Raw genomic sequence first — 26,109 nt, 5'->3', positions numbered from 1 at the left:
GCCTCCCGGCCTCCCGGCCTCCCGGCCTCCCGGCCTCCCGGCCTCCCGGCCTCCCGGCCTCCCGGCCTCCCGGCCTCCCGGCCTCCCGGCCTCCCGGCCTCCCGCCGTACCCACTTCACCCCCTCCCCACCCGCTGCGCGGCGCGCGAAAAGTCGGCGGGTCCGACTTTTCGCGTTGTGGGGGGTTGGTTCGGTGTTGTGCTTGTTGTGCGTGGTGGCGTGTCTCCGGCCGTCTCCTGCTGTGCGGCGTAGGAAGTCGGCGGGTCCGACTTTTCGTGTGTTGTCTGATGTGGTGCCCGGTGCGGGGCCTGCTGTTTGTCGCTGGGGTGGTGTGGGTTGTTGGCGTGGGTGGGGGCTGGTGCCCGGTCGCCTGTAGTGGGGCGGGGGTGCGCGAGAAGTCGGCGGGTCCGACTTTTCGCGCTGTGAGGTTGGTTCGGGGCTGTGGGGCTGTTGTGCGGTGGTGTTCTTGCGCCGCCTGCCTTTCCGTTGTGCGGCGTAGGAAGTCGGTGGGTCCGACTTTTCGTGCGTTGTCTGATGTGGTGCCTGGTCCGGGGGCTGCTGTTTGTCGCTGGGGTGGTGTGGGTTGTTGGCGTGGGTGGGGGTTGGTGCCCGGTCGCCTGTAGTGGGGCGGGGGTGCGCGAGAAGTCGGCGGGTCCGACTTTTTGCGCTGTGGGGTTGGTTCGGGGCTGTGGGGCTGTTGTGCGGTGGTGTTCTTGCGCCGCCTGCCTTCCGTTGTGTGGCGTAGGAAGTCGGTGGGTCCGACTTCTCGCGTCCTCGGGTTGGTTCGGTGCTGTGCGGCTGTTGTGCGGTGGTGTTCTTGCGCCGCCTGCCTTCCGTTGTGCGGCGTAGGAAGTCGGCGGGCTGGTTCGACGCCGTGTTGCTGGCGTGCGGGGGTGTTCTCGCCCCGGCTTCTCGTGCAACGGGGGAGGCCCGACGAGCCCGGGCCGTGGCGCTGGAGCCGGAGCGTGTGCGGGTGGCCGCTCTGCGCCCGGGCGTTGTCGGTGACGGCCCCTACGGTGGCCGCATGACCGTGCACCTGGACCTCGCCGCCGCCCTCGCCGACCTGCCCGCCGACCTGCCGCCCGGCCGGCTGGTCGCCGAGGACGAGGGGCGCGCACCGATCCTGTGGATCAGCGACGCCCCCGCCCCCGTCGGGCTGTACCGGCAACTGCACCGCGCCCACCCGCAGACCGGCCTGTGGCCGCTGCTGCTCACCCCGCTGGACCGCACCGACGACGACTACCGGCCCTGGCTGTCCGGCGAGCTGACACCGAGCGAGGCCTCCGCACCCGACCTCCACGACCCGGCCGCCCTGCTGCGCACCTGGTGGAAGCAGGTCGACGGGGACGGGGACGCGGACGGAGAGCCGGACGAGGACGCCGAGGTACTCGACGAGGCCCTCGCCCCGTACGGCCGCACCTGGCCGGGGACCGCTCCCGCCGTCACCGTCCCCGACGGCGCCGCCGGCGCCGAGGCCCGCGAGCTGGCCGAGTTCCTGCAGTCCGTCAAGGACGCCCGCCTCGGCCTGGTCCGGGCGGACAGCGGCGCCCAGGCGCTGGCGGTGTGCGGCTGGAGCGGCCCGCTGAACCACGAGAACGACGTCGCCAGGATCGCCGCCGTGCTCGCCGACTGGGAGCGCCGCTTCGGTGCCCAGGTCGTCGAAGTCGGCTTCGACACCCTGGAGGTGAGCGTCCCCGTGCCGCCCGCCACGCTTGCCGAGGCGCTGCCGCTGGCCGCCGAGCACACCGCCTTCTGCCCCGACCTGGTCTTCCAGGGCGCCGGCACCCTGACCGGGTACGCCGAGCAGCTGGTGGGCGCCCACCAGTGGTCCTTCTGGTGGGACTGACCGCCGCGGGCCGGCCGGGCGCGGAGCGTGCCCGGCCGGCGTGGGGAGTCGGCGGGGCCGACTTCCCACTGCGGGGGGTCAGTAGTCGGAGCTGGGGGCCGCGGTGGACGGGCCGAGGTCCGGGGTGTCGCGCAGTTCGACGGCGGTGCCGTGGCGTTCCAGCTCCAGGACGACCAGTTCGTTGGGGCCCGCCTGCCACAGGGGGGCGGGGGCGTAGAGGGTGCGCTGGGGGCCGGCGGCGCAGTGGCGGCCGAGGAGGAAGCCGTTGAGCCACAGCAGTCCGCGGCCCCAGTCGGGCAGGGCGACGAACGCGTCGGCGGGGGAGGGGAGTTCGGCGGTGAAGCGGTGGAAGGCCGGTTCGCCGTCGCCCGCCTCGGCGTCGTCGGTGAAGTGCAGCGCGGACAGGTCGGTCAGCGGCAGCGGTCGGATCTGCCAGCCGAAGAGCCGTTGGTGGCCGTGGGAGACGCCGCGGGTGATGCCCTTGCGGTCGTCCATCTGCGGGCCGTAGTTCACCCGGCCGAGCGCCTCGACCAGGATGTCCAGCTCGACCCCGTCGGGCCCGGTGGCCAGCGGCAGCGTCACGCCGGGGGAGTTGCGCTCCAGGACGCCGAGCGGGCGGCCGTCCGCGAAGACCTGTGCGCGGTCGGCCAACCCGTCGATGCGCAGCGGAAGTCCGGGGCGCGGGCCGGGCACCCGGGTGCGGTAGTGGATCAGGCCGCGGTCCTGCCCGACCCGCTCCATCGGCAGCGGCGCGGCGTGCTGCTGCGGCTGCGACAGCGCGTCCAGGGAGCGGGCCAGCAGCGCCCGCCCGTCCGCCCGCTCCAGGCGCTGCGGTGCCACCCGCCGCGGCGCCTCGGGCAGTTCGCCGTCGGGCAGGGGCAGGTAGCGGCCGATGACCTCGCGCAGGGCGTGGAACTTCTCGGTCAGCTCGCCGGCCTCGCCGATCGGCGCGTCGTAGTCGTAGCTGGTGACGGTCGGCTCGTAGCCGGCGTCCAGGGGGTGGGCGCCGGAGTGGTTGGCGCCGGACCACAGGCCGAAGCTGGTGCCGCCGTGGGCCATGTAGAGGCTGACGGAGGCGCCGGTGGCGAGCAGTTCGTCCAGCGCCGCGGCGGTCTCCTTGGGGTCGCGGACGTGGTGCGCGAGCCCCCACTGGTCGAACCAGCCGATCCAGAACTCCATGGCGGTCAGCGGCCCCTGGCCCTGGTGGCGGCGGAGCACCGCCAGGCGCTCGGCGGCGCGCGAGCCGAAGGTCGCGGTGGCGAGGTGGCCGGGGATGGCGCCGCCCTGCTGCATGGTGTCGTGGGCGCCGTCGGTGGTGAACAGCAGGCAGTCCACGCCGCGCCGCACCAGGCCGTCGCGCAGGTGGGCGAGGTAGGCGGCGTCGTCGCCGTAGCTGCCGTACTCGTTCTCCACCTGCACCGCGACCACCGGCCCGCCCCGGCTCGCCAGCAACGGCAGCAGCTCGGGCGCCAGCGCGTCGAACCAGCCGTCCACCTCGGCCAGGTACGCCGGGTCGGCGCAGCGCAGCCGCAGCCCGTCCACGGCGAGCAGCCGGGCGGGCAGCCCGCCGAACTCCCACTCCGCGCAGATGTACGGCCCCGGCCGCAGGATCACGTCCAGCCCCAGGGAGCCGGCCAGCCGCACGAAGCGGCCGACGTCCCGCCAGCCGGTGAAGTCCACGGTGCCGTCGGGCCGTTCGTGGAAGTTCCACGGCACGTAGGTGTCGACCGTGTTCACGCCCAGGGCGCGCACCCGCCGCAGCCGGTCCTCCCACAGCCCCGGGTGCACCCGGAAGTAGTGCACCGCCCCGGCCACCACCCGGTGCGGCACCCCGTCCCGCACGAACCCGTCCGCGTCGTACCCGAGCATGCGCGCACCTCGCCTTCCCGTCGCAGGCCGGGCGGGCCCCGGCAGCGTCGAGCCTAGCGAGGAACGGGCCGGGGCCGGCGGCTTGCGCTCAGGTGTCTCAGGTGTCGTAGCTGCCGTCCCACGGCGGGGAGAAGCCCAGGGCGTCGGGGTACAGCTCCAGGTGCACGCGGTCCTCCTCGTCCTCCTCCTCGTCGTCCACCTCGACGACCAGGCCGAACAGGGCGCCCTCGAAGCGCACCTCGAAGGGGGCGATGACGATGTCCTGGTAGTGCCGGCCGGGCAGGGCGTCCAGCCACCGCTCCAGCAGCAGCCTGGCCGCGGCGACGGCCTGCCGCTCGCCGTCCGCGGTGGTGCCGGTGGACTCGATGCGCGAGCCCAGGTGGACGCCGGCCTCGTCGAACCGGTGCAGCACGGCGTGCCAGCGCTTGGCGGACGGCCAGTCCTCGCCGCTCCAGCCCTCGGGGAAGGCCGCGACGACGGTCGCGTAGAACTGGCCGCCCTCGCACCGCCCGATGGTGGGCGTGCGGTAGTCGGGCTCGTGGCGGATCGGGATGGCGTCGGGGATGTCCATGCGCCGAACCCTAGGGCCCACCTGCGACAACGGCCGTGACGAGGCACCGGGCAGCCGGACGGCCGGGCGCCGCAGTGCCCGGGCCCCGCCCCGGCTACGGCCGTGCGTGCTCGCGCTCGCGCCACCAGGCGACCGTCGCCCGCAGCTGTTCCTCCAGCGGCGTGGCCCGCACCGCGAACTCGGCCTCGTACGCGGAGCTGTCCATCACGAACGGCCGGTCGAACTGGTAGCGCACCTCCCGCAGTTCGCGCAGCAGCGGGGAGAACAGCCCGCCCACGGCCAGCGCGGCCCCCGGCAGGCGCCGCACCGCGACCGGCCCGGTGCCGGCCTCGGCGGCCAGCCGCTCGACCATCGCGCGCACCGGCAGGGCGGGGGCGGTGGGCACGTGCCAGGCCCGGCCCCAGGCCCGTTCCCGGCCGGAGAGCTCGGCCATCGCCCGGGCCACGTCCGGCAGGTAGGTCCAGCTGTGCGCGGCGTCCGGGTCGCCGAGGACGGCGACGGGGCGGCCCTTCAGCAGGCCCGGCATCACCCGCGCGGCCAGGTGGCCGCCGTCGGTGACGCCGGGGCCGAAGAAGTCCGAGGCCCGCACCTCCACGGCCCGGATCCGCCCGGCCTCGTGCAGCGCCCGCGCCTGCTCCCAGGCCGCGGCCCGTACCCGGCCCTTGGGCCCGGTCGCGGCCAGCGGCAGGTCCTCGGTCATCGGGCCCGCCACCGGCCCGTAGCCGTACAGGTTGCCGAGCATGACCAGCACCGCGCCGCTCTCCTCGGCCGCCGCGCACAGCGAGGCGCTCAGCGCGGGCCACAGCCGTGTCCACTGCGGCAGCGGCGGCGCGGCGCAGGCGTGGATGGCGTCCGCGCCGCGGGCGGCCTGCGCGAGGCGGGCCGGGTCGCTCGCGTCCAGGGCGAGGTGCTCGACGCCGGGGACGGCAGCCCCGGCGGGGCGTCCGGTGCGGGTGGCGACCCGGACCTCGTGCCCCTGCTCGGCCAGCAGGCGGGCGGTGGCGGCCCCGGCGGGCCCGTGTCCGACGACCAGGTGGAAGCTCACCCGCCACAGCCTAGTGGCCTCCCGGCGCCGGCGGGCGGCGGGGCGGGCGCGGGGAAGGGGCCGCCGGGTGGGGCGGGTTGGGAGCATCGGCAAATAGTTGGTATGGAAATCGTAAAAGTGGATCTATGCTGTTGCCGATTCTTGATCCTTTCGCACGAATGCAGGTCTGCTCCCGATGAAGCTGCCCCGGGTCTCCACCGTCGTCGCGGCCGCCGTTCTGGCCCCCGCCGTCCTCTTCCCCACCACGGCCTCCGCCTCCGACGCCCCGAAGCCGACCGGCATCTCCGGCCCCGACACCGGCTCGGACTCCGTCCAGGACACCGCACCCGAGGAGGGCAAGGCCCCCGAGGAGGGCAAGGCCCCCGAGGAGGGCAAGACGCCCGAGGCGGGTGACGGGCAGGAGCAGCGCGACCGCGCCGAGGTCCGCCGCATCCTCGCCGACCCGGACAGCGGCTTCGGTGTGCGCGAGGCCGCCGAGAAGGCCCTCAAGGGCGGCGCCGCCGAGCTGCGCCACTTCCTGGAGGTCGAGCTCGCCGACGAGCGGGCGACCGACAACCGCGTCAGGGCCTCCCAGATCCACGCCACCGGCGGCCCGGCCGTGAAGAAGGCCGCCAAGGCCGCCCTCAAGGCCGGCGACGACGCCGTCACCGAGTTCCTGACGACCGGCCAGTACACCGCCCGCGCCGAGGACGACCGCGCCGCGATCGAGGCCATCCTCGCTGACCCGGCCACCGGCCGCACGGTGCGCGAGGCCGCCGAGAAGGCCCTCAAGGGCGGCCCCGCCGAGCTGCGCCACTTCCTGGAGGTCGAGCTCGCCGAGAAGCAGCGCCCCGACAACCTGCTGCGCCTCGTCCGGATCTCGGACGGCGCCGAGGGAGCAGGCCCGGCCCTGCGCCTGGCCGCCGCCCTGGCCCTGGACGGCACCTACCAGGACGTCCTCGACTTCCTGGCCACCGGCCAGTACACCGCCCGCGCGGAGGACGACCGCGCCGCGATCGAGGCCATCCTCGCCGACCCGGCCACCGGCCCCACGGTGCGCGAGGCCGCCGAGAAGGCCCTCAAGGGCGGTGCCGCCGAGCTCCGGGCCTTCCTGGCCGCCGAGCTGCCCGTGCGGCGCGAGAGCGACAACCGCCTGAAGGTCTCGCAGATCGTCGAGACCGGCGGCCCGGCGGTGCGCAAGGCCGCCCTGGCCGCCCTGGAGGGCAGCTACGCGGACATCCTGGCCTTCCTGGACAAGGGCTGGGCCGCGGCCCGCGCCGAGGACGAGGCCGCGGCGGCCAAGCCGGGCGACGGGGGCACCGGCACCGGCACGGGTACCGGCACCGGCACTGGCACCGGCAGCACCACCGGCGCCGGGCAGCAGCCGCAGACCGTCCAGCCCGCCGGCCTCACCGCCGCCACCGGCACCACCACCGGCACCCGTACGGGCAGCGCCGCCACCGGCACCACCGCCGCCGCCACCGGCACGCTCGCCGCCACCGGCACCGACGGGCTCGGCTGGGAGGCCGGCGGCGCCGCCGCGGCCCTCGCCGCGGGCGCGGCGCTGGTCGTGGCCGCCCGCCGCCGCTCCGTCGAGAGCTGACACGCCCCGAGCGCCGGCGCGCCCGGACGACGGCTCAGCCGCCGTCCGGGCCGCCGTCCGTGCCGCCGCCGTCACCGCCCCCGTCCCCGCCGCCGCCCACCCGGCGCGGACGGCTGCGCCCGTAGCTGCGCACCGCCCTCCCCGCGCCGAGGGTGAGGGCGGCGGCCGCCCGGGCCCAGCGCGGGCCGCCCCGGTCGGCCCACACCACGCAGCCGCACCCCGCGAGGACCAGGACCAGCACCCCCACCAGCACCGCACCGACCACCGCGACCACCTGCCCTCTCCCGACGTCCTGCTCCCAGTGACGTGCGGACCGGCCCACCCGGTTCGGCCGCGCGGGCGCGGGCTGTGCCAGGATGCGGATGCCGAACGTCCTGGTCACCGCGCCACCGGCCGTCCGGAGCCCCACCCGACGGTCGGCGTCCGACGGCCCCGCCCGCCGGTCCGACCCGTCGGCCCCGTCCGCCAGCCGTACCCGAGGAGTCACCCGTGGCCACTGCCCGGTTCGCCACCCTGCACACCACGGCGGGCCCGATCCGCCTGGAGCTGTTCCCGTTCCACGCGCCGAAGACGGTCCGCAACTTCGCCGAACTCGCCGAGGGCACCCGGGAGTACACCGACCCGCGCACCGGCGAGCCGGGCCGGGGCCCGTACTACGACGGCACGGTGTTCCACCGGGTGGTCGCGGGCTTCATGGTCCAGGGCGGCGACCCGACCGGCACCGGCACCGGCGGCCCGGGCTACTCCTTCGCGGACGAGTTCCACCCGGAGCTGTTCTTCACCAGGCCGTACCTGCTCGCGATGGCCAACTCCGGCCCGGGCACCAACGGCTCGCAGTTCTTCATCACGGTGGGCACCCCCGCCCACCTCAACCGCAAGCACACCATCTTCGGCCAGGTCGCCGACGCCGCCTCCAAGGCGGTGGTCGACGCGATCGCCGCCGCGCCCACCGAGGGCGAGCGCCCGGTCGAGCCCGTGGTGATCACCTCCGTCGAGGTCGAGCACTCCTGAACCGCCACGGACGGGGCCGCCGCCCGGTGGAGCCCGGGCGGCGGCCGTCGGGTCGACGCTGCGTCAGGAGTGCCGTCAGGAGCAGCTGCTGAACGTCGCGCTGGTGTTGGCGATGTAGAGGGTGGCGCCGCCGCTGGGGTCGGAGGTGACCGGGATGGTGATGGTGTCGTCGGCGGTCCACGGGATGCCGTGGGCGTCGAAGGTCCAGGTGCCGGTGACCTTGCGGGCGAGCTCGGCGAGCGTCACCCAGCCGTACTGCTGCTGCGGGACGGAGACGGTCACGGAGTTGTTGACGCTGCGCGAGCCGCTCCAGACGTTCTGGAAGCTGATGCCGGTCTTGACCGCGGCCTTCACCGCGCCCTCGGCGCCGCCGGCGATCTCGCTGCCCAGCTCGACGCCGATGCTGTTGGACCAGCCGCTGGTGTCGGTGACCGCGAAGGACTGCTGGACGGTGCTGCTGGTGTTGTTGAACCAGACCGCGGAGGCGCACACCCGCGGCAGCGGCGCGGCGGGGGCCTCGCTCTTCACGGCCCAGGAGCAGCTGGAGGGGTCCTTCTGGCACTGCTTGGCGCCGTGGTCGACGGCCAGGTTGCGGGCGGCGAGCGGGAAGCCGGTGGACCACTGCTGGTTGACGGTGCCGTTGCAGGTGTACTGGTCGGTCCAGGCGTCGTCGTAGTTGCCGCCGAGCAGCAGGTCCAGGCAGGTGTTGTCGCCGGCGTGGCGGATCATGAACGCGTCGCCGGTGCCGTTGTTGCCGGGCGCGGGCTGGAAGTACCAGCGCTGGCTGGCCTGCCCGGCGCAGGTCTGCTGGCGCAGGGCCGGGGTGAGGAAGGCCAGGTCGATGCACTTGCCGGTGTCGTTGTTGACGATGGTGAAGGTGTAGTCCGAGGGGTCGACGTTCAGCCGCCAGGACTGGTGGTAGCCGGGCGCCGAGTTGGTGACGATGTAGGCGCCGTCGCCGGTGTTGCCGTTCTGGACGTCGAGTTGGCGCCCGTTGCTGAGCGACTTGATGGTCAGGCACTGCTGCGGCGAGGTGCAGGCCGCCACCGGTGCTGCCGGGGCGGGCGAGGCGGCGCGGGCGGGGGCCGCGGTCAGGCCCAGGGCGGCGCAACACGCCACCAGGAGGGCCGCGAGCAGGCGCGGCCAGGGCGAGGTGCGGCCGGCGGTCGTGGTGGGCAAGGGGCTTCCTTTCGTCGGAGTGAGGGGGAGAGGAGAGGGGGAGGGGCAGGCGGGAGCGGGGCGGGCGGGGCTCAGGGCGCGGCGGCGAAGGCCGCTTCCAGGCGCGGGACGTAGTCCGCGAGGTCCTGGGCCCAGCAGCCCGGGGTGTGGCCGCCGTGGCAGTCGCTGCCCCAGCCGGTGCCGTCGCCGTAGCCGACGTAGCGGTACGGCAGGCCCAGCGCGTCCAGGCGCTGCTTGACGCGCTTGGCGGTGCCCTCGGCCCAGAACTCCATGTCGGCGGGGTTGTTGTTGCCGTTGCCGGTGTAGACGGCGATGCCGGTGTGCTCCAGCAGGCCCATCCGAGAGGCGGGGTCGGCGGCGTTCCAGCGCCAGTCGGCGTTGAACACCGGGTACGGGCTGCCGAAGACCGCGTCGCTGGAGACGGTGGGGCCGAAGTCCAGGCCGCAGGGGTGGCCGTCGCTGGGGCCGCAGAGCACGGTCCCGGCGTTGGTCAGGGTGGCGACCACGGCGCCGCGGATGACCATCTCGTCCGTGGACAGGTCGTTGGCGCCGGACATGGTGAGGACCTGGCCGAACAGGTCGGGGCGGTCCTGGGCGTAGTGCAGGGCGCCGAAGCCGCCCATGGACAGCCCGCCGACGGCCCGGTGGGCGCGGTCGGTGCGGGTGCGCAGGTTGGCGTCGACGAACGGGAGGACCTGGGTGAGGTGGAAGGTCTCCCAGTTCTGCGCGCCGGCGGCGGTGTTCTGGTCGAGCCAGTCGGTGTACCAGCCGCGCAGGCCGCCGTCCGGGATGACGGTGATCATCGACTGGGCGGCGGTCAGCGCGGGGTAGGCCAGCGCCGGGTCGCTCGGGTTGTCCGAGGCGCCGTGCAGGAAGTACAGCACCGGGTAGCGCCGCTCGGGGTGGGCGGCGTAGTCGGCGGGCAGCAGGATGCGGATGGTGTGCGGCCCGGCGACCTGCGCGGTGGTGACGGTGACGACGAAGTTCGTGGCGGTGCCGGTGGCGGCGCCGACCAGGGTCAGCCCGAAGCCGTCGGCCAGCGGCGGCGGGGCGTCGGCGGCGGCCCGTACGGTGCCGGGGCCCTGTGCGGCACCGGGTGCGGCCGCTACGGCGCCGGGGGCGGCGGTCGCCGAGGCGGGCGCCGCGAGCGGGAGCAGGCAGGCGGCCAGGGCGGCGAGAGCCGCGCGGGCGCGCCGGAGCCGGGCAGGGGCCATGGGCGTCCTCGACCTTCCGTCGTCCGACCGTATGACTGATCGCCGACAACTGTTGCCAGGGTGCCCGGCCCCGCGCCAGGGCCCCCGGCGGCGCACCTGGGCCGGCGGCGCATGTGCGCCACCGCCCGCGGGTAGGCTCCCCCGGCCCCGCCCGGGGCGCGACGACTGGGGGGTGTCGTGCACGACGTGCTGGAACCGGAGTCCGAACGCGGCCGCGTCTACCACGGCCTGGTCGGCCGCCCGCGCGCCCGGGTGCCCGAACTCGCCCGGGAGGCGGGCCTGGACGAGGACGCCGTCCTCGCCGTGCTGCGCGACCTCGCCGACGAGGGCGTCGCCGTCGCCTTCGACACCACCGGCAGCGCCGACGACCGCGACCACGCCTGGGAGGCGCTGCCGCCCGCCCGGGTCGTCGAGGCGGTGCTCCAGCACGACGCGCTGCGCCAGGCCACCGCCCGCCGGGCCGGCGCCGAACTGGAGCGCCTGTACCGCTTCGCCCGCCGCGACACCGGCAGCTACGGCGCCCTGGAGGTGGTCGACGACCCCGCCGAGGTGCTCGCCGCCAGCCACCGCCTCCAGCTGGCCGCGCGCCGGCAGGTGCGGGTCATCGACGTGCCGCCGTACTCCGGCAGCCGCGCCCACTACCTCGACCAGGAGGCGCTGCAGCGCCGCCGGATGGCCGCGGGCGTGGTCTACCGGGCGATCTACCAGGGCTGCGCGTTCCAGGACCCGGTGGCCGGGCCCAACATGGCCCGGATGGTGGAGGCGGGGGAGCAGGCCCGGACCCTGGACGAGCCGCCGCTCAAGCTCGCCATCGGCGACGACGACCTGGCCATCGTCACCCTGCCCGCCGACGACCGGCCCGGGGTGGTGTCGCTGCTGGTGCGGCCCTCGGGCCTGCTGAACGCGCTGGCGGCGGTGTTCGAGACGCTGTGGCGGCTGGCGGTGCCGGCGTCCATGACCGACGTCGACCTGCGGATCGACGAGCGGGACCGGCGGATCCTGACGCTGATGGCCGGGGGCGCCACGGACGACGCGATCGCCCGCCGGTTGGGGCTGGGGCGGCGCACGGTGGTGCGCCGGGTGTCCACCCTGCTGGCGCACCTGGGGGCGACCACCCGCTTCCAGGCCGGCGTGCAGGCGGCCCGGCGGGGGTGGCTGTAGGGCGGCGGACGGGGCGTCAGCCGGGGTTCGCCCAGCTGACGCGGATCTCGTGGGAGCCGGCCTCCAGGACGGCGACGGGCTCGGCGGCGAGGGTCGGGACGGCGACGGGCTCGTCGTCGAGGGTGCGGACGGCGGGAGGGCGGTGGCCCGGGATCTCGACCAGGACCTCGTGGTCGGCCCTCACAGGGCGGTCACCTCGCACCAGACGACCTTGCCGACCGGGTGGCGCGGGGAGCAGCCGGTGCTGGCGGAGAGGGCCTTGACGAGGTGCAGCCCGCGCCCCGCCTCCCCGTCGAGGGTGAGGGCGCGCAGCACGGGCCCGCGGTCGTGGCGGGCGTCGTGCACCTCGATGCGCAGGCGGGCGGGGGTGAGGTGGAGGAGGAGGTGGATGCGGTGGCCGGGCGGGGTGCCGTGCCGGAGGGCGTTGGTGACGAGCTCCGAGACGATGAGGAGGCCGGAGTCGCGGTACGGCTCGCTCGCGGGGGCGGAGGCGAGGAGGGAGGAGAGGAGGGCGCGCCCCTGGGCGGGGGCGCGGCGGCTGCGCGGCAGCCAGGCGGTGGAGGAGTGGCAGGACATGGCGAAGTCACCTTCCGGGTGCGGGGGTCGAAGCCATGCGGAGCCCGGGCGACGGCATGGGGATGCCCGGTGGCAGAGGCAGTTGCGGTCACTCAGGCGAACCGGAACACTACTTTCTGTAGCATGCTCCGCGATGGCTTCGTCGCGCAAGCGCATCAACGCGCAATTGCGCGGGCTCGCAAGAGACCTGGGGCCACCGGAGGAGGTGGCAGACTGTGACCCGACGTCAACCACGAGGGAGCGACGAGCGTGGACAGTCCGACCGTGCTGCGCCGTAGGCTCGGCTCCGAGCTGCGACGATTGCGCGAACGGACCGGGCGTCAGGCCAAGTCCGTCGCGGACGAGCTCGGCTTCAGCGCGACCAAGGTGTCGCGGATCGAGTCGGGCCAGACCACCCTGAAGGAATCCGACATCCGAGCGATGCTCGAACTCTACGGCGTCAGCGACGAGGCCGAGTTGCGGCAGTTCATCTCGTTGACCCGCCGCAGCACCCAGCGCGGCTGGTGGCACGACTACGCGGACACGCTGCCGGACTGGTTCCAGACCTATGTGGGCCTGGAGGCCGACGCCGCACGGATTCGCGGCTACGAGGTCGAGCTGGTGCCCGGCCTGTTGCAGACGGCGGACTACGCCCGGGCCATGTTCCGCGTCTCACCCACCGGGCTGAACCCGGGAGAGATCGAGCGTCGGGTCAAGCTCCGCATCCAACGGCAGGAGGTCTTCCACCGGCCGGCCGCACCCGACGTGAAGGTCATCCTGAACGAATCGGCGCTCCGCAGGCCGGTCGGGGGCGCCGACGTCATGCGCAGCCAGGTGCAACACCTGCTCGCGCTCTCCGAGACGCCCTGCATCACGATCCAGGTCCTCCCGTTCGCCCACGGCCCCCACCCCTCCATGAGCTCGGCGTTCCACATCCTCTCCTTCGCCGACGTGCCGGGCGACATCGTCTACGTCGAGGCCCTGACGAGCAGCCTCTACCTGGAGAAGGCCGAGGACATCGCCCATCATGAGCTGGTATTCGATCAGCTCACAGCTGCCGCGATGAGCCCGGAGGACTCCCGGGCTTGGATGCAGAAGCTGGCAATCTAGGGGTACGGACATGACGGTTGAACTGACGTGGCAGAAGAGCAGTTACAGCGGCAGCGAGGGCGGCAACTGCATCGAGATCGCCGACGGTGCCCCCGGCATCGTCCCCGTCCGGGACAGCAAGGACCCCCACGGCCCCTCCCTCGCCTTCACCCCCGGGGCGTGGCGGTCCTTCGTCGCCGGCATCCGGGCGGGCGACTTCCCCGCGGCTTCCTGACGGCCTGCCGTCGGCGCCCCGTGCGCGGGACGGTCTTCCACCGACTCATGGCCGCGTCGGTTCGACCCGAGAAGGCCATCTCCTGGTTGAGGAACCTCGCAGAGGAGTACGGAGCATGAGAGAACGCCCCCACGGAGCCGTCTGGCGCAAGAGCACCTACAGCAACGGCGACGGCGACTGCATCGAGATCGCCGACGGTGCCCCCGGCATCGTCCCCGTCCGGGACAGCAAGGACCCCCACGGCCCCTCCCTCGCCTTCACCCCCGGGGCGTGGCGGTCCTTCGTCGCCGGCATCCGGGCGGGCGACTTCCCCGCCGCTTCCTGACGCGCTTGCCGCCGGCGCGCCCGTGCGCGGGAAGTCGGGCCCGCCGACTTCCCGCGCACGAGCGCGCCCCCGCCCCCGCCCCGGGCGAGCGAAACGTTCAAGACCCCGCCCCAACGGCCCGTCCACACTGGCCGGATGACCCCGATCGACACCTTCACCCCCGCCGCCGGCCGCCTCGCCCTCGGGCTCTACGACCCCATCGTCTCCCTCACCCGCGAACGCCTCTGGCGCAGCCTGCTCGCCATGCACACCGCCCCCCGCCCCGGCGACGTCATCGTCGACGTCGGCTGCGGCACCGGCTCCTTCGCCACCCTCCTCCACCGCGCCGAACCGCAGGCCACCGTCATCGGCGTCGACCCCGACCCCGCCGTACTGCGCCTCGCCCGCCGCAAGGCCGCCGCCGCCGGAGCCACCCCCGACTTCCGCACCGGCATGGGCGACACGGTCGCCGACGTCGTCGGCCCCGAGAGCGCCGACACCGTCGTCTCCAGCCTCGTCCTGCACCAGTGCCCCGTCCCGATGAAACAGGCCATCCTCACCGCCATGCACCGCACCCTGCGCCCCGGCGGCAAACTGGTGATCGCCGACTACGGCCCGCAGCGCACCCCCGCCATGCGCCTGGCCTTCCGGATCGTCCAGTTCGTCGACGGCAAGCAGGACACCCAGCCCAACGCCGACGGCATCCTGCCCCGCCTGATCACCGAGGCGGGCTTCGGGAACGTCCGCGAGACGGACACCGTCGCGACGGTAACCGGCTCGATGTCCTTCTACACCGCGCGCCGCCCCGCCTGAACCGCGCCCCGCTCCGCCGGGGCCTCGCGCCGCCCGGCCTGAATCGCGTCCCGCTCCGCCTGGCCGGCCGCTGCACCGCGCAGCGCGGGCAGCACCTGCGCGGGCGTCAACCCCGTCGACTCCCGCATCCACCGCGAGAAATGGGCCTGGTCGGCGAACCCTCCCGCGAGCGCCGCCTGCGCCGGCGAGCACCCCTCGCCGAGCGCCACCGCCGCCCGGGCCAGCCGCTGCCAGCTGCGCCAGCGCGCCAGCGGCACCCCCAACTGCCGCTGCGCCAGGGCCCGCAGGCGCTGCGGGGACAGCCCGACGCGCGCGGCGAGCCCCTCCAGCGGCACCTGCTCGTCGGCCAGCGCCGCCATCGCCGCGCGCAGCCGGGGATCCAGCCCGGCGGCGGGCCGCCCGCCGCCGGGCCGCACCTCCCGCTCGGTCAGGCCGCACCACTGCGGGGCCACCGCGACCGGCTGCGCGCAGTCCGCGCGCAGCCGGTCGGCGAAGGCGCAGTGCGGGTCCACGTAGAAGACCAGCACCTCCCGTGTCGGCGCCATCCGGTGGCGCACCATCGGCGCCACCACGATCGCGGGCCCGCGGTGGCGCCGCCCGTCCGCGTCGTCGACCGCCAGCCGCCGCGCGGGCCCGCACGCGAGGGCGACCTGGAAGGTGGCGTGCCGGTGGAAGGCGCTGTCGGCCAGCGGCCCCCGGTACAGCGCGTACCCGGGGCCGACGGCGAACCGTACGGGCGCCGCCGGCCCCACCGGCCCGCCTCCCGCACCGCGCCGGGCGGTCCGCAACGGGGCTGCGGGCGCGCCCGGGCGATCCTCGCTGAACTCCTGTCCGTCCACGCCCCCACGGTAGGCGCAGCCGTACGCTCCGACGGGCCCCGCGGCGGTGGGAGGCCGTGCGGAGAGGTGCTCCCGAGCCCGGGCGACGTCCACGGCGCCGGCCGGGCAGCACCACCGGGCGCCCGGCACCGTCCGCAACCACCCCTCGGGCGCCCTCACCGAGCCCGCCGGGCGCACCCGCCACGAGGCGGCGGCGGGCCCGCGCGGCCGGGCGGTCCGTATTCGAATCGATGTGTCGACACGGCGCCATCACCGCAGCGCAGGGCCCATTGCAGTTCGATCACGGTGTGTCCGGTTCGTCGAACATTGGGGGAGAGTATGGCGGTTGATTGTTTTGGCAGTGATGGCGGCGGCCTCTCATAATTCCTGCCGACACGCGTGACGGAAGCCCGGGGAACCCGCTTGGGGGAGCGGTTCCCGCGAGGGGCCCGCGCGTGGGATTCCGCAATTCTTCACTGGGGGGATTTCCTTGCCCGAGAACGAGCGCGAGAACGAGCCCGGGAACGAGCCCGGGAACGAGCCCGACCCCGGGAACGGGGGCGCCGCCGCCGCGCCCGACGCCGTGCCCGGAGCGCCGCAGGCCCCGCGCCGGCTGCCGCGCGCCGTCGGTGTCGCGCTGGCCACCGCCGGCCTGCTCGCCGTCACCGCCGCCAGCGCCGCGGTGACCGTCGCCGTCGGCAAGCCCGAGGCCCGCTCCGCCGCCGCGGCCGCCGCGCCGGTGACGGCGGGCGCGAGCGCCACCGCCACGGCCGCCGCGAGCGCGACGCCCTCGGCCGCGCCCGTCCCGATCCCCACCGCCGCCCCGGCCGAGCCCGCCCCCGCCAGCACCGTCAAGGGCACCGTCAGCGGCGGCAAGCACGAGGGGGACCTGCGCTACTTCCTGCTCCCCATCCCGGCCGGCGGCGAGTCCTACGGGCCTGCGGACGGGATGACGATGACCGACGACGACGTCGCCGCAATCTTCGGCAAGCAGGACGGCATCATGGACATCCTCAAGTCCTACGGCTACAAGGGCGGCGCGACCCGGATGTACCGGACCGCCGACGGCAAGGCCGAAGTCACCGTCACGCTGCTGAAGTTCGGCTCCACCGCGATGGCCCGCGACTTCGTCAAGGGCTACGAGATCAAGTCGCAGGAACCGTTCGACCTCGACGGCGACCCCGGCGGCCACGGCTACCTCAGGAAGCCCAAGCAGCAGGCCTTCACCGGCTCGATGAGCGGCATCTCCAGCCAGGGCGACGTCCAGTACACGGTCGACGTCGACGTCAAGGGCACGCCCGACAAGGCGCTGCTGAACGACCTGATGAAGCGCCAGCGCGAGTGGCTCACCACCGGCGGCTGAGCCCGGCCCGCCGCCCGTACGACGCCACCCCTCCCTCTTCCTCCTCCTCTGGAGCCACTCCCGTGACCACCGAACCCGCGGAGCCGGCACCCGCCGTGCCTGCCGCGCCCGCCGCGCCTGCCGTACCGCCAGCGCCCGCGCCCGCTGTGCCAGCGCCCGCTGGGCTCGAGGCCGCCGCGCCCGAGGCCGCCGCCCCGCGCGCCCCGCGCCGCCCCCGTCCCGTGCTGCTGACCGCCTGCGCCCTGGTGCTGGGCACCCTGGCCGGCGGCGGCGTCGGCTACGCCGTGCAGGCCCAGCGCCCGCCCACGCCGCTGCCCCCGCTCCACGCCCTCCGCCCGTCCTACCCGGCCGAGCGGGTCGACCCGGCCGCCCTGGCCGCCGAGCAGCCCGCGCCGCTCGGCATCGACGGCGACCTGACGAAGCTGCTGCTCGGCGCTCCCGAGGGCAGCACCCCGTGGGGTGACCACGTGGACAAGCCGAGCTGGGTCTCGATCGGCGAGATCGCCGAGGAGAGCGGCAAGTCGGCCGCCACGTTCAAGGAGCTGGCCTCGGGGGGCTTCCGGCGCGCGGCCGAGGTGAACTGGAAGAAGGACGGCGCCTTCTACCGCATCAAACTGGTCCAGTACACCGTGGACGGCGCCGACCGGACGAAGGTCGGGTACTGGCCGCTGCCGTTCGCCGAGGGCGCCAACGGCGGCTACAAGGTGGAGGGCTCGCCCACCCACTGGGCCGAGAGCACCGACCAGTACTACTACGGCGCGGCCGAGGCCAAGCGCGGCACGGTGGAGATGAAGGTCGAGATCTTCGCCACCAAGCCGGTCGACGCCGACACCATCAAGGACCTCGCCAAGCGGCAGTGGGAGCGGCTGGTATGAACGACGACACCGTGACCACCACCGCCGCCCCGGAGGCGCCTGCCGCCCCGGACGCCGTCGGCCCTGCCCCGGCCGCCGCGCCCGCCGCCCCGGCCCCCGCCTCCCGGCGCCTGCTGCGCGCCACCGCCGCGACCGCCGCCGCCGCGCTGGTCGGCGTGGCCGTCGGCGTCGGCATCATCAAGACCCGGTACGACGACCCGGCGCCGGCCACCGCCGCCGCCCCGTCCGCCGGCCCCGCGCCCACCGCGAGCGCCACGCCGTACGGCGCCAGGTCCAACGGCAGCCACTTCGGCTCGCTGCGCGACCTGCTGCTGCCCGTCCCGGCCGGCTACCGCCCCGGCCCCGACGACGGCCCCGACGGCAACGACAGCGAGCTGAGCGGCACCCAGCTGTCCGCCGAGATGAACGCCGACCTCCAGCAGCTCCCCAAGGAGAAGCGCGACACGATCCGCTCCTACTGGGAGGGCATGCACGTCAAGGCCGTCGGCGTGCGCACCTACCTCGCCGACGGGGACGACCTGGTGATCGGCCTCAAGCTGCACCAGTTCAACCAGCAGGAGGTGCAGCGGATCAACGAGTACACCGCGGTCTTCACCGGCGACACCGGCCTGTTCCGGGTCGGTCCGGCCGTCCCCGGCCACCCCGAGGCGCACTGCTACCTGATGCCGGCCCCGCCGTCGGCGCCGATCGACTACCTGGAGTGCTCGGCCGCCGAGGGCGACCTCCTGGTGGTCATGAGCGCCGAGGGCGTGGCGCCGCTGCCCAAGGACAGGATCGTCGCCCTCCTCACCCTCCAGCTCGACCGCCTCGCCCGCCCGGGAGCGTCCGTATGACCGACCACGCCACCCCGCCGCCCGCACCCGTCGCCGGCCCCGCGGACCCCGCTGCCCCCGCGGTTCCCGAGGGCCCCGCGGCCGTTGCGCAGCGGGAGGCCGACCGCACCCGGCGCCGCAGGGCCGCGGTGCGCTGGAGCGGCGCCGCCCTCGTGTTCGCCCTCGCCGGCACCGGCAGCGCCCTGGCCGTCACCGCGCCCGACCGCACCGACCTGCCCGGGCTGGCCACCGCGAGCGACGGCCGCTACACCTTTGCGCCGCTGACCCTGCCGCCGCTGCCCGCGGGCAGCGCCGCCCCGGACGGCAGGGGCAACTCCCCGCACCACGCGGACCTGCGCCACCTGCTGCTGCCCGCGCCCCGGGAGGCGGGCGGCTCGCTGACCCGGCCGACCTTCCCGGCCCCCGTCCCCACGCCCTCGGGGACGCCGGGCGCCGACGCCTCGCCGACGCCCTCGGCCCCCACCGCCTCGGCTTCCGCTTCGGCTTCCGCGGGTGCCGGTGCGCCCGCCGCCTCCGCGTTCGGCCAGTGGGTGCCCTGCGACGCCATCGCCGACGAGCAGCAGGACGCGGTCAAGGCGCGCGCCACCCTGCTGGAGTACGCCTGCCGCGCGGCCACCGTCCGGGAGTGGACCGCCTCCGACGGCACCCGCACGCAGATCCGGCTGCTGAGCTTCGGCTCCGTCCGGGACTCCTGGGGCGCCTTCGCCGACCTGCGCGCCAAGAGCCGCCCCAAGGCCGCGCCCGACACCAGGAACACCTCCCGCGACGGTTGGGACGACTTCGACGGCAACAGCCTGACCATGGTGGAGTCCACCACGGCCGGCACCAAGGGCGCCCCCACCGCCCGCGTCGCCTACTTCGCGGCCGCCGACGTCGTCGCCGTCGTCACCATGACCAACCCCGCCGGCGTGCCCGTCGCGCCGTTCCGGCAGGTCGTCACCCTCCAGAGTCAGCTGCTGGACTGACGCCCCCTCGTGCCGGGCCGGCTCCCTCCCCGGGGGAGCCGGCCCGGCCCTGCTTCTGGGACAGGATCGGGATAGTTCCCGCACCGGCCCGTGAACGGCCCGCACGTACGGTTCTCGGGCATCGGAGAAACGCACCGCCGGACGAACAGCAGGAGACCTTCATGCGCACGCGCCGCCTCGCCCTCACCACCGCCGCCGTCGCCGCGATCGCCGCCGCCGCCACGGCCTGCGGGCCGGACAACGGCGGCGCGGCGGCCCCCGCCCCCAGCGGCCCCGCGGCCACCGCCGCCGCACCGGGCACGGCCGCCCCGACGACGACCGCGCCGACCGCCGCACCGACGAAGGGCGCCCCGCCCAAGTCCGCCGCCTCCGCCGCCCCTTCCGCTCCCACCGGGGACAAGACCGGCTACGGCCAGGTCTGCGGCGCCAACGACCTGGTCTTCACCGCGAAGGACGAATCCCAGGGCGGCGGCTACATCCTGCTCAGCGCCAAGGCCAAGCCGGGCATCACCTGCACCCTCCCGGCCGGCCACCCCGTCATCGCCTTCGGCTCGGGCGGCATCGAGGCCGCCGCCTTCGAGCACGGCGCCGGGGAGGAGATCACCCTGAGCGGCGCCAAGACCGCGTACGCGGGCGTCATGGCCAAGACCACCAAGGGAGACCAGGCGGTCGAGTACACCGACGTCATCATCGGCATCCGCAACCCCGACCCGAACCCGGAGAGCGTCCGCGTCGGCACCACCCGCGTCGACAAGCCCGTCGTCACCAACTGGCACACCCTGCCGAAGGACGCCGTTCCGGTCGGCTGACTCATCGTCAATTTTCTTGGGGAGGTGCCTGGTTGGTGGCGCCTTGCCGGTTCCCGTCGGAGCGGTGACGGGTGCGGCCCGTGCCCGGCTGAACGCCGCCGATGCGGGCGACAAGACGACGGATCGGGAAATCCGCCGGCACGCGGACGTGCTCGACACGGGCCCGGACGCCGTCCCGGAAGGGTACGTCGTTCCCGTCGAGCACTTCGAGGCGGGCTACGGCTGCCCGCCTCCTCGCCCGGGAACGCGGGCAGGGGCGCGCCCGACCCAGCCCGCGCTGTCCTGGACGGGTATGCCGTTCCCGCCGAGCACTTCGAGGCGGCTACGGCTGCCTGCCTCCTCGCCTCCGGCGGGGGTGGGCGCAGCCGTGCGCGGGAACGCGGGCAGGGGCGCGCCCGACCCGGCCCCAGGGCCCAGGCTCGCCCACCCTACGGCGCCCGCCCGCCGCCGACGGCAGGCCCGCCGAACCCGCCGCCACAGCACAGCTCCCCGGAGCACTGGCCGCGGACGGCACCCCCGACCCCGGCCGGCTGCGCCTGGCCGCCCGACCGGGCCGGGAACGTCCTTCTCGTGGCGGCGGCCGGACCCCTGCCGTTGCTCGGGGAATGGTGGGGGCCGTGGTTGGCTCCGCTGCTTCTGGCGGCCGTCGGCGGGCGGGCGGTGGCCGCCCGGGAGGGTCGTGCCGTACGGGCTGTCGGCTTCCTCCCGCCGGTGCGGGGGCCTGGTGGCGGGTGAGGCCGCCCGGTCCTGGCGGCCGTGCCGCGACCGTCCCGGAGGGCCTTGCCGTGCGGGCTGTCGGCTTCCTGCTGCCGGTCCCGCGGTCTTGTGGCGGGTGAGGCCGCCCGGCCATGGTGGCCGTGCCGCCACGGTCCCGGAGCGACCTGCCGTACGGGCTGTCGGCTCCCCGCCTCCGGTCCCCGGGCCTGGTGGCGGGTGAGGCCGTTCGGCCGTGTCGCCCGGGCCGTCGGTTCTGGAGTTTTGTTGCCGCCGGGGGGTGGTCGCTGGGGGGGTGGGGGCCGTGGTTAGCTGCGCTGGTCCTGGTGGTCGTGTCGGGTGGGCGGTGGCTGCCTGGGAGGGTCGTGGGGCGGGCCTGTCGGCTTCCTGCCGCCGGTGCCGGACGGGCCGTCAGTCCTGGAGCCGTGCCGCCACCGGGCGGTGGTCGCTGGGGGTGGCGGGCAGGGTCCAGGTGGCGGTGGCGGGCAGTCCGCGGGTGAGGACGTGGTCGATCCGGGCCAGCGGGAAGGCGGCCGGCCAGCTGAAGCCGAAGCCGCTGCGGGCCGGGGTGAGCCGCCTGGTGAGCGGGGCGAGGGCGCGGTCGTCGGCGGCGGTGTTGAGGTCGCCCAGCAGCAGGACCCGGGGCAGCGGCTCGGAGTCCAGGGCCTGGCCGAGGGTGGCGATGTCGCGGTCGCGGTGGGCGGTGGCGAAGCCGGCGGCGGTCACCCGCACCGAGGAGAGGTGGGCGACGTAGACGGCCAACGGCCCTCCAGGGGTGCGGACTTCGGCCCGCAGGGAGCGGTTCCAGCCGGGGTCGATGACCAGCCGCCGGGACTCCGTCACCGGGTGGCGGCTCCACAGCGCGACGGTGCCGGTGCGGGCGTGGTGGGGCAGCGCCGCGTCCAGTACCTGCCGGTAGGCGGGCAGGGCGGCGTCGGTGACCTCCTCCAGCGCGACCAGGTCCGGGTGCGCGGCCAGCAGTGCGCGGGCGGTGCCGGCCGGGTCCGGGTTGGCGGCGCTCACGTTGTGGGTGACCACGGTCAGCCCCGCCCCGCCCGTACCGCCCGTAGCGCCGGCCGGAGCCCCGCCGCCCGCCGTCAGCGGCCCGAACACCACCGCCCACACCACCGCCAGCACCCCGCCCGCGCAGGCCGCCGCCGGCGCCCGGCGCAGCGCCGCGCACAGCAGCACGGCCACCGCCGCCAGGGCGCTCCAGGGCAGGGCGCTCTCCCACAGGCTGCCCAGGCCCAGCCCCAGCTGCGGCACCAGCCGGTGGCCGCCCAGGGCGAGCGCGGCGAGCAGCCCGAGCGCGGCGGGCACCCGCCCGCGCCGCCACCGGGGCACGGCGCGCCGCCACCGGGGCACGGCGCGCCGCGCCGGGCGGCGGGCGGCGTGCTCGGGCGCTTCGGCCGGCGCCCCCTTCGGCTCCCGCGGTGTGCCGGGAAGGACCGTGGCGGTCACGGAGCGCCCCCTCACCCTGCGGCGTCCGGCAGCGGCGCCGGGCAGGTCCCGCCCGGACGGGTCAGCAGCTCGAAGTGCCAGCTCTCGTTGGCGTACGCCTGGCACAGCCCGTACCGGGCGCCGTGCTGGATCAGCCAGTAGCCGGCGCTGGTCGGGCCGACGTCCACCGCCTTGCCGCTGACGTGCGCGGACTTCTCCGGCGTGTTCACGAACCTCCGGGCCTGCTCCACGCTCCCGTACCTGGCCACCGCCCGGTCCAGCAGGCGCTGCTGGTAGGCCTTGGCGCGCCAGCCGGAGGTGACGGTCATCTCGATGCCCTGGGCGCGGGCGTCGGCGGCGGCCCGCTGCAGGGCCTCGCGCAGCGGCGCGTCCAGGTTGCCGACGGCCGGGGCGCCGGTGTCGGAGGGGCCCAGGGCCTTGCCGTCGGGGATCTCCCCCTCCGCCTCGGCCTGTGCCGCGACGGGCCGGGCCGGGCCGGTGGCCGCGGTGACGGTGGCCGCCAGGGAGCGCAGCACCGCCCCGGTGCCCGGCGGGTCGGCGGCGGCGCACACCCCGGCCAGGGCCAGCACCGCCGTCGCGGCGGCGCCCGCGGCCAGCCGCCGCCGTCCGGCGCGCGGCGAGGGCTGCGCCGCGTGCCGTCCCGGAGCCGCTGCCGTGTGCCGTCCCGTGTCCGTCGGGTCCATCCGTGCCTCCCGGTGTCGCTCGTCCGTTGCCGGACCATGGAAGGAGGAGCGGTGTTGCGAGGACGTCTGCGCAGGCCGATACGTTTTCGATAGCCCCCGTCGGGTCCAATGGGGGAGCGGAACGGTGAGGACGGACAGGGAGAACGGCGCGTGCGGGTCCTGGTGGTGGAGGACGAGGTCTATCTCGCGGAGGCGGTCCAGGCCGGCCTGCGGCTGGAGGCGATGGCCTGCGACATCGTCACCGACGGCGACGCGGCGCTGGAGCGCCTGGCCGTGAACAGCTACGACGTCGTCGTCCTCGACCGCGACATCCCCGGCACCCACGGCGACGACGTCTGCCGCAGCATCGTCGCCGGCGCCCTGGGCTGCCGGGTGCTGATGCTCACCGCCGCCGCCCGCCTCAACGAGAAGGTCGCCGGCTTCGAGCTCGGCGCCGACGACTACCTCACCAAGCCCTTCGACCTCGCCGAACTCGTCGTGCGGCTGCGCTCGCTGGCCCGCCGCCCGGCCCAGGCCGCCCCGCCCGTCCTGGAGTACGCCGGACTGCGCCTGGACCCCTTCCGCCGCGAGGTCTACCGCGACGGCCGCTACGTGGGCCTGTCCCGCAAGCAGTTCGCCGTCCTGGAGGTCCTGATGACGGCGCGCGGCGGCGTGATCAGCGCCGAGGAGCTGCTCGAACGCGCCTGGGACGAGAACGCCGACCCCTTCACCAACGCCGTCCGCATCACCATCTCCGGCCTGCGCAAACGCCTCGGCGACCCGTGGGCGATCCACACCGTGCCGGGCGTGGGCTACCGCCTCACCGCCCCGGGCGAGGAGGGCGGCGCCCGGTGAACGAGCGCCGCCCGGGTGCCGGGCGCCGTCCGCGCGCGGAGCGTCGTCCGCGCGCGGAGCGTCGTCCGCGCGCGGAGCGCCCGCGCCGGCTGACCGCCCGGATGCGCCTGACCCTCAGCTACACCCTCTTCGCCGTCACCGCCGGCCTGCTCAGCCTCGCCGTGGTCTACGTCGGCATGCGCTACGTCCCCAACTACCCCCTCACCTCCTCCAACCCGCGCTACCGCTCCGACGCCCCCTCCCGCCAGGAGATCCTCCAGTCGCTGCTCAGGGCCAGCGGCTACGCCCTGGCCCTGCTGACCGCCGTCGGCATGGTCGGCGGCTGGCTGATCGCCGGGCGGGTGCTGCGCCCGCTGCAGGACATCACCCGCGCCGCGCACCGCGCCGCGAGCGGGGCGCTGGAACACCGCATCGCCCTCACCGGGCCGCGCGACGAGTTCACCGACCTCTCCGACGCCTTCGACGAGATGCTGGCCCGCCTCCAGCGCTCCTTCGAGGCCCAGCAGCGCTTCGCCGCCAACGCCTCCCACGAACTGCGCACCCCGCTCGCGATCACCCGCACCATGCTCCAGGTCGCCGCCGCCGACCCGGCCGGCCAGGACTGGGACCGGCTCGTCAGCCGCCTCCAGGACACCAACCAGCGCGGCATCGAGATCAGCGAGGCCCTGCTCCAGCTCGCCGACCTCGGCCACACCCCGCCCGACCTCGCCCCCACCGACCTCGCCACCGCCACCGGCGAGGCACTGGCCGCCGTCCACCCCGAGGCCGAGGCCCTCGGCATCACCCTCACCGCCGACCTGCGCGCCGCCCCCACCACCGGCAACCCCGTCCTGCTGCGCCAGGCGGCCGTCAACCTGCTGCACAACGCGCTGCGGCACAACCTGCCCGCCGGCGGACGGGTCACCGTCGCCACCGGCGCCGCCCCCGGGCGGCCCGGCCGGGTGCGCCTGACCGTCGCCAACACCGGCCCGCACCTGACGGCGGACGCCGTGGCCACCTTCACCGAACCCTTCCTGCGCGGGCGCGGACGCACCGCCGGGACCGCCCCCGCCCGCCGCGGCCACGGCCTGGGCCTGGCCATCGTCGCCGCCGTCACCGAGGCCCACCACGGCGCCCTGCGCCTCAGCCCCGAGCCCTCCGGCGGCCTGCGTGTCACCCTCGACCTGCCGGGGGGCCGGGGCGCGTCGGGGTAGGGGGCTGCCGTCCCCGACGTCAGCTGGGGCCCAGCAGCGCGTGGACGGACGGGCCCCCTGCGTGCTGCCCGGGCAAGCGGGCGCCGGGGCCCGGGTGCGCTGCCCGGGCTCAGCCGAGGTACAGCGGCAGTCGGCCTTCCAGCGCCCCGAGCCGTTCGGTGGCCTGTGTGCGGTCCTCGATCTGCTGGGTCTGGCGGGGGCCGGGGCGTGTCCCCGACGTCAGCTGGGGCCCAGCAGCGCGTGGAAGGACGGGCCCCCTGCGTGCTGCCCGGGCAAGCGGGTACCGGGGCCCGGGTGCGCTGCCCGGGCTCAGCCGAGGTACAGCGGCAGCCGGCCTCCCAGCACCCCGAGCCGCGCCCGGTCGGCCGCCGTCGCGGGGCGCCGCCCGGTGCCCAGCAGCAGGGCGTCCGTGTCGGGGAGGGAGGCGGGGAAGGCTCCGCGCGCGACGCGCTCCAGCAGCCGCCGCGACGCGGCCAGGCCCTCGGCGGGTGGGCCGGGCACGTGCGGCAGGTGCGCGACCAGGTCCAGGTGGTGCAGCGTCCACTCCAGGACGTAGGCGTCCAGGTAGTCGGCGGCGGTCAGCACCTGGCCCTGGGTGGCCACCCGCAGGCGCGGGTCCGCGAGCGCGGCGGCCCGGCCGGCCGCGGAGCCGATGTCCGCCAGGTGGAAGCGCAGCAGCGCCGGGTCCCCGTACGCGGCGGCGAGCCGTACGGTCAGCGCGGCCAGCGGGTCCTGCCCGTCCGGCGGTTCGGGGCGGACCTCCCAGTACGACGCTGCGTCGCGGGTCGGCTCGGCCGGGGACGGGGTCACCAGCGTGATCAGCACGTCCTGGGCATCGACCACCAGATGGCACACCAGGTCCCGCACCAGCCAGCCCGCACACCCGGACGGCTGCGCGAAGTCCTCCTCCGCGAGCCCGTCCACCGCCGCCCGCAACGCCGCCCACGACCGCCCGAAGAGCCCCACCCCCCGCACGCTACCCGCCCCGCCCCCACCCGAAGCCAACCCGGGCCGGCAGCCCCGGCGGCCCGGGCCCCGCACAGGAAGTCGACCCTGCCGACTTCCTGCTTCGTGGCCTCGATTGCCTG

27 protein-coding genes are annotated in these 26,109 nt (G+C 75.6%); 15 read left to right on the top strand and 12 right to left on the bottom strand.

Annotated elements, in window-relative coordinates; all coding sequences use genetic code 11:
* The first annotated feature begins 1,023 nt into the window (after nt 1–1,023).
* The gene (locus ACH5AR_RS20615; protein ID WP_396302884.1) at nt 1,024–1,845 is read left to right on the top strand and encodes a DUF4253 domain-containing protein; all 822 of its coding nucleotides are present in this window, start codon (nt 1,024–1,026) and stop codon (nt 1,843–1,845) included.
* Nucleotides 1,846–1,923: 78 nt separating this feature from the next.
* On the opposite strand, the gene ACH5AR_RS20610 is transcribed toward ACH5AR_RS20615, so the two are convergent.
* From ACH5AR_RS20610 to ACH5AR_RS20600, 3 genes are all read right to left on the bottom strand, one after another.
* Nucleotides 1,924–3,714: a beta-galactosidase family protein gene (locus tag ACH5AR_RS20610; protein WP_396302883.1), complete on the bottom strand. Its 1,791-nt coding sequence runs from the start codon at nt 3,712–3,714 to the stop codon at nt 1,924–1,926.
* Nucleotides 3,715–3,811: 97 nt separating this feature from the next.
* Entirely contained in the window at nt 3,812–4,285 is a 474-nt protein-coding gene (locus ACH5AR_RS20605; protein ID WP_396302882.1) for a hypothetical protein, read from the bottom strand.
* 94 nt (nt 4,286–4,379) lie between these two features.
* Nucleotides 4,380–5,330, bottom strand: a complete 951-nt coding sequence (locus ACH5AR_RS20600) for an NAD-dependent epimerase/dehydratase family protein (protein WP_396302881.1) — start codon at nt 5,328–5,330, stop codon at nt 4,380–4,382.
* Between the two features lie 175 nt (nt 5,331–5,505).
* Here ACH5AR_RS20600 and ACH5AR_RS20595 point away from each other — a divergent pair, with 175 nt between their 5' ends.
* Nucleotides 5,506–6,912: an ALF repeat-containing protein gene (locus tag ACH5AR_RS20595; RefSeq protein ID WP_396302880.1), complete on the top strand. Its 1,407-nt coding sequence runs from the start codon at nt 5,506–5,508 to the stop codon at nt 6,910–6,912.
* 34 nt (nt 6,913–6,946) lie between these two features.
* Here the strand turns inward: ACH5AR_RS20595 and ACH5AR_RS20590 are convergent, their stop codons facing one another.
* Nucleotides 6,947–7,294 carry a hypothetical protein gene (locus ACH5AR_RS20590; RefSeq protein ID WP_396302879.1) on the bottom strand — a complete coding sequence of 116 codons (348 nt, stop codon included), beginning with the start codon at nt 7,292–7,294 and terminating at the stop codon, nt 6,947–6,949.
* Between the two features lie 107 nt (nt 7,295–7,401).
* Between ACH5AR_RS20590 and ACH5AR_RS20585 the strand changes: the two genes are divergently transcribed.
* On the top strand, nt 7,402–7,923 hold the full coding sequence (locus ACH5AR_RS20585; RefSeq protein ID WP_396302878.1) for a peptidylprolyl isomerase: 522 nt from the start codon (nt 7,402–7,404) through the stop codon (nt 7,921–7,923).
* Between the two features lie 75 nt (nt 7,924–7,998).
* Here ACH5AR_RS20585 and ACH5AR_RS20580 read toward each other — a convergent pair whose 3' ends face one another.
* Nucleotides 7,999–9,102 carry an RICIN domain-containing protein gene (locus tag ACH5AR_RS20580; RefSeq protein WP_396302877.1) on the bottom strand — a complete coding sequence of 368 codons (1,104 nt, stop codon included), beginning with the start codon at nt 9,100–9,102 and terminating at the stop codon, nt 7,999–8,001.
* A gap of 71 nt (nt 9,103–9,173) precedes the next feature.
* A complete protein-coding gene (locus ACH5AR_RS20575; protein WP_396302876.1) occupies nt 9,174–10,316 on the bottom strand; it encodes an alpha/beta hydrolase in 1,143 nt (380 codons plus the stop codon).
* Between the two features lie 186 nt (nt 10,317–10,502).
* On the opposite strand from ACH5AR_RS20575, the gene ACH5AR_RS20570 reads away from it, so the two are divergent.
* Complete coding sequence (locus ACH5AR_RS20570; protein WP_396302875.1) at nt 10,503–11,477, top strand: hypothetical protein; 975 nt, start codon at nt 10,503–10,505, stop codon at nt 11,475–11,477.
* Between the two features lie 16 nt (nt 11,478–11,493).
* Here ACH5AR_RS20570 and ACH5AR_RS20565 read toward each other — a convergent pair whose 3' ends face one another.
* On the bottom strand, nt 11,494–11,661 hold the full coding sequence (locus ACH5AR_RS20565; protein WP_396302874.1) for a hypothetical protein: 168 nt from the start codon (nt 11,659–11,661) through the stop codon (nt 11,494–11,496).
* Nucleotides 11,658–12,053: an ATP-binding protein gene (locus tag ACH5AR_RS20560; protein WP_396302873.1), complete on the bottom strand. Its 396-nt coding sequence runs from the start codon at nt 12,051–12,053 to the stop codon at nt 11,658–11,660. Before ACH5AR_RS20560 ends, ACH5AR_RS20565 begins: the two co-directional genes overlap by 4 nt.
* 249 nt (nt 12,054–12,302) lie before the next feature.
* Here ACH5AR_RS20560 and ACH5AR_RS20555 point away from each other — a divergent pair, with 249 nt between their 5' ends.
* The 4 genes from ACH5AR_RS20555 to ACH5AR_RS20540 all read left to right on the top strand — a co-directional run bounded on the left by ACH5AR_RS20555 (nt 12,303) and on the right by ACH5AR_RS20540 (nt 14,473).
* Nucleotides 12,303–13,142, top strand: coding sequence for a helix-turn-helix domain-containing protein (locus tag ACH5AR_RS20555; protein WP_396302872.1), 840 nt, complete (start codon nt 12,303–12,305; stop codon nt 13,140–13,142).
* A gap of 10 nt (nt 13,143–13,152) precedes the next feature.
* A complete protein-coding gene (locus tag ACH5AR_RS20550; RefSeq protein WP_396302871.1) occupies nt 13,153–13,356 on the top strand; it encodes a DUF397 domain-containing protein in 204 nt (67 codons plus the stop codon).
* 115 nt (nt 13,357–13,471) lie between these two features.
* Nucleotides 13,472–13,681 carry a DUF397 domain-containing protein gene (locus ACH5AR_RS20545; protein ID WP_396302870.1) on the top strand — a complete coding sequence of 70 codons (210 nt, stop codon included), beginning with the start codon at nt 13,472–13,474 and terminating at the stop codon, nt 13,679–13,681.
* A 135-nt stretch (nt 13,682–13,816) separates the two neighbouring features.
* Nucleotides 13,817–14,473, top strand: coding sequence for a class I SAM-dependent methyltransferase (locus ACH5AR_RS20540; protein WP_396302869.1), 657 nt, complete (start codon nt 13,817–13,819; stop codon nt 14,471–14,473).
* Here the strand turns inward: ACH5AR_RS20540 and ACH5AR_RS20535 are convergent.
* Nucleotides 14,449–15,312, bottom strand: a complete 864-nt coding sequence (locus tag ACH5AR_RS20535) for a helix-turn-helix domain-containing protein (protein ID WP_396302868.1) — start codon at nt 15,310–15,312, stop codon at nt 14,449–14,451. The genes ACH5AR_RS20540 and ACH5AR_RS20535 overlap by 25 nt on opposite strands.
* Nucleotides 15,313–15,781: 469 nt before the next feature.
* Between ACH5AR_RS20535 and ACH5AR_RS20530 the strand changes: the two genes are divergently transcribed.
* The 5 genes from ACH5AR_RS20530 (at nt 15,782) to ACH5AR_RS20510 (ending at nt 20,136) form a co-directional block, all read left to right on the top strand.
* The gene (locus tag ACH5AR_RS20530; RefSeq protein WP_396302867.1) at nt 15,782–16,654 is read left to right on the top strand and encodes a hypothetical protein; all 873 of its coding nucleotides are present in this window, start codon (nt 15,782–15,784) and stop codon (nt 16,652–16,654) included.
* A gap of 146 nt (nt 16,655–16,800) precedes the next feature.
* Nucleotides 16,801–17,529 (top strand): hypothetical protein, encoded by a 729-nt coding sequence (locus tag ACH5AR_RS20525; RefSeq protein ID WP_396302866.1) that lies wholly within the window; start codon nt 16,801–16,803, stop codon nt 17,527–17,529.
* Nucleotides 17,526–18,362, top strand: a complete 837-nt coding sequence (locus ACH5AR_RS20520) for a hypothetical protein (protein WP_396302865.1) — start codon at nt 17,526–17,528, stop codon at nt 18,360–18,362. Before ACH5AR_RS20525 ends, ACH5AR_RS20520 begins: the two co-directional genes overlap by 4 nt.
* Nucleotides 18,359–19,327, top strand: a complete 969-nt coding sequence (locus ACH5AR_RS20515) for a hypothetical protein (RefSeq protein WP_396302864.1) — start codon at nt 18,359–18,361, stop codon at nt 19,325–19,327. The genes ACH5AR_RS20520 and ACH5AR_RS20515 overlap by 4 nt, the downstream gene beginning before the upstream one ends.
* Before the next feature lie 161 nt (nt 19,328–19,488).
* Nucleotides 19,489–20,136 carry a hypothetical protein gene (locus ACH5AR_RS20510; protein WP_396302863.1) on the top strand — a complete coding sequence of 216 codons (648 nt, stop codon included), beginning with the start codon at nt 19,489–19,491 and terminating at the stop codon, nt 20,134–20,136.
* A gap of 1,125 nt (nt 20,137–21,261) precedes the next feature.
* Here ACH5AR_RS20510 and ACH5AR_RS20505 read toward each other — a convergent pair.
* Together ACH5AR_RS20505 and ACH5AR_RS20500 are read right to left on the bottom strand one after the other, a co-directional pair.
* Nucleotides 21,262–22,311, bottom strand: a complete 1,050-nt coding sequence (locus tag ACH5AR_RS20505) for an endonuclease/exonuclease/phosphatase family protein (protein WP_396302862.1) — start codon at nt 22,309–22,311, stop codon at nt 21,262–21,264.
* An 11-nt stretch (nt 22,312–22,322) separates the two neighbouring features.
* Nucleotides 22,323–22,994 (bottom strand): M15 family metallopeptidase, encoded by a 672-nt coding sequence (locus ACH5AR_RS20500; RefSeq protein WP_396302861.1) that lies wholly within the window; start codon nt 22,992–22,994, stop codon nt 22,323–22,325.
* Between the two features lie 150 nt (nt 22,995–23,144).
* Here ACH5AR_RS20500 and ACH5AR_RS20495 point away from each other — a divergent pair, with 150 nt between their 5' ends.
* Nucleotides 23,145–23,828 carry a response regulator transcription factor gene (locus ACH5AR_RS20495; RefSeq protein WP_396302860.1) on the top strand — a complete coding sequence of 228 codons (684 nt, stop codon included), beginning with the start codon at nt 23,145–23,147 and terminating at the stop codon, nt 23,826–23,828.
* Entirely contained in the window at nt 23,825–25,021 is a 1,197-nt protein-coding gene (locus ACH5AR_RS20490) for a sensor histidine kinase (RefSeq protein ID WP_396302859.1), read from the top strand. The genes ACH5AR_RS20495 and ACH5AR_RS20490 overlap by 4 nt, the downstream gene beginning before the upstream one ends.
* A 309-nt stretch (nt 25,022–25,330) precedes the next feature.
* Here ACH5AR_RS20490 and ACH5AR_RS20485 read toward each other — a convergent pair whose 3' ends face one another.
* Nucleotides 25,331–25,987 carry a maleylpyruvate isomerase N-terminal domain-containing protein gene (locus ACH5AR_RS20485; protein ID WP_396302858.1) on the bottom strand — a complete coding sequence of 219 codons (657 nt, stop codon included), beginning with the start codon at nt 25,985–25,987 and terminating at the stop codon, nt 25,331–25,333.
* Nucleotides 25,988–26,109: the final 122 nt, after the last annotated feature.

Origin of the sequence: Kitasatospora sp. NPDC018619 (genome assembly GCF_044391605.1) — a bacterium.
Classification (GTDB): domain Bacteria; phylum Actinomycetota; class Actinomycetes; order Streptomycetales; family Streptomycetaceae; genus Kitasatospora.
Note: the sequence above shows the minus strand (reverse complement) of the source record. Positions and strands in the feature narration are given on the sequence as shown.

What these genes read in the sequence shown, in the direction of transcription:
- ACH5AR_RS20515 (WP_396302864.1), top strand. Translation starts at nt 18,359, where the DNA reads ATGACCGACCACGCCACCCCGCCGCCCGCACCCGTCGCCGGCCCCGCG.
- ACH5AR_RS20545 (WP_396302870.1), top strand. Translation starts at nt 13,472, where the DNA reads ATGAGAGAACGCCCCCACGGAGCCGTCTGGCGCAAGAGCACCTACAGC.
- ACH5AR_RS20615 (WP_396302884.1), top strand. Translation starts at nt 1,024, where the DNA reads ATGACCGTGCACCTGGACCTCGCCGCCGCCCTCGCCGACCTGCCCGCC.
- ACH5AR_RS20550 (WP_396302871.1), top strand. Translation starts at nt 13,153, where the DNA reads ATGACGGTTGAACTGACGTGGCAGAAGAGCAGTTACAGCGGCAGCGAG.
- ACH5AR_RS20540 (WP_396302869.1), top strand. Translation starts at nt 13,817, where the DNA reads ATGACCCCGATCGACACCTTCACCCCCGCCGCCGGCCGCCTCGCCCTC.
- ACH5AR_RS20595 (WP_396302880.1), top strand. Translation starts at nt 5,506, where the DNA reads ATGAAGCTGCCCCGGGTCTCCACCGTCGTCGCGGCCGCCGTTCTGGCC.
- ACH5AR_RS20500 (WP_396302861.1), bottom strand. Translation starts at nt 22,994, where the DNA reads ATGGACCCGACGGACACGGGACGGCACACGGCAGCGGCTCCGGGACGG.
- ACH5AR_RS20520 (WP_396302865.1), top strand. Translation starts at nt 17,526, where the DNA reads ATGAACGACGACACCGTGACCACCACCGCCGCCCCGGAGGCGCCTGCC.
- ACH5AR_RS20605 (WP_396302882.1), bottom strand. Translation starts at nt 4,285, where the DNA reads ATGGACATCCCCGACGCCATCCCGATCCGCCACGAGCCCGACTACCGC.
- ACH5AR_RS20560 (WP_396302873.1), bottom strand. Translation starts at nt 12,053, where the DNA reads ATGTCCTGCCACTCCTCCACCGCCTGGCTGCCGCGCAGCCGCCGCGCC.
- ACH5AR_RS20510 (WP_396302863.1), top strand. Translation starts at nt 19,489, where the DNA reads ATGCGCACGCGCCGCCTCGCCCTCACCACCGCCGCCGTCGCCGCGATC.
- ACH5AR_RS20610 (WP_396302883.1), bottom strand. Translation starts at nt 3,714, where the DNA reads ATGCTCGGGTACGACGCGGACGGGTTCGTGCGGGACGGGGTGCCGCAC.
- ACH5AR_RS20575 (WP_396302876.1), bottom strand. Translation starts at nt 10,316, where the DNA reads ATGGCCCCTGCCCGGCTCCGGCGCGCCCGCGCGGCTCTCGCCGCCCTG.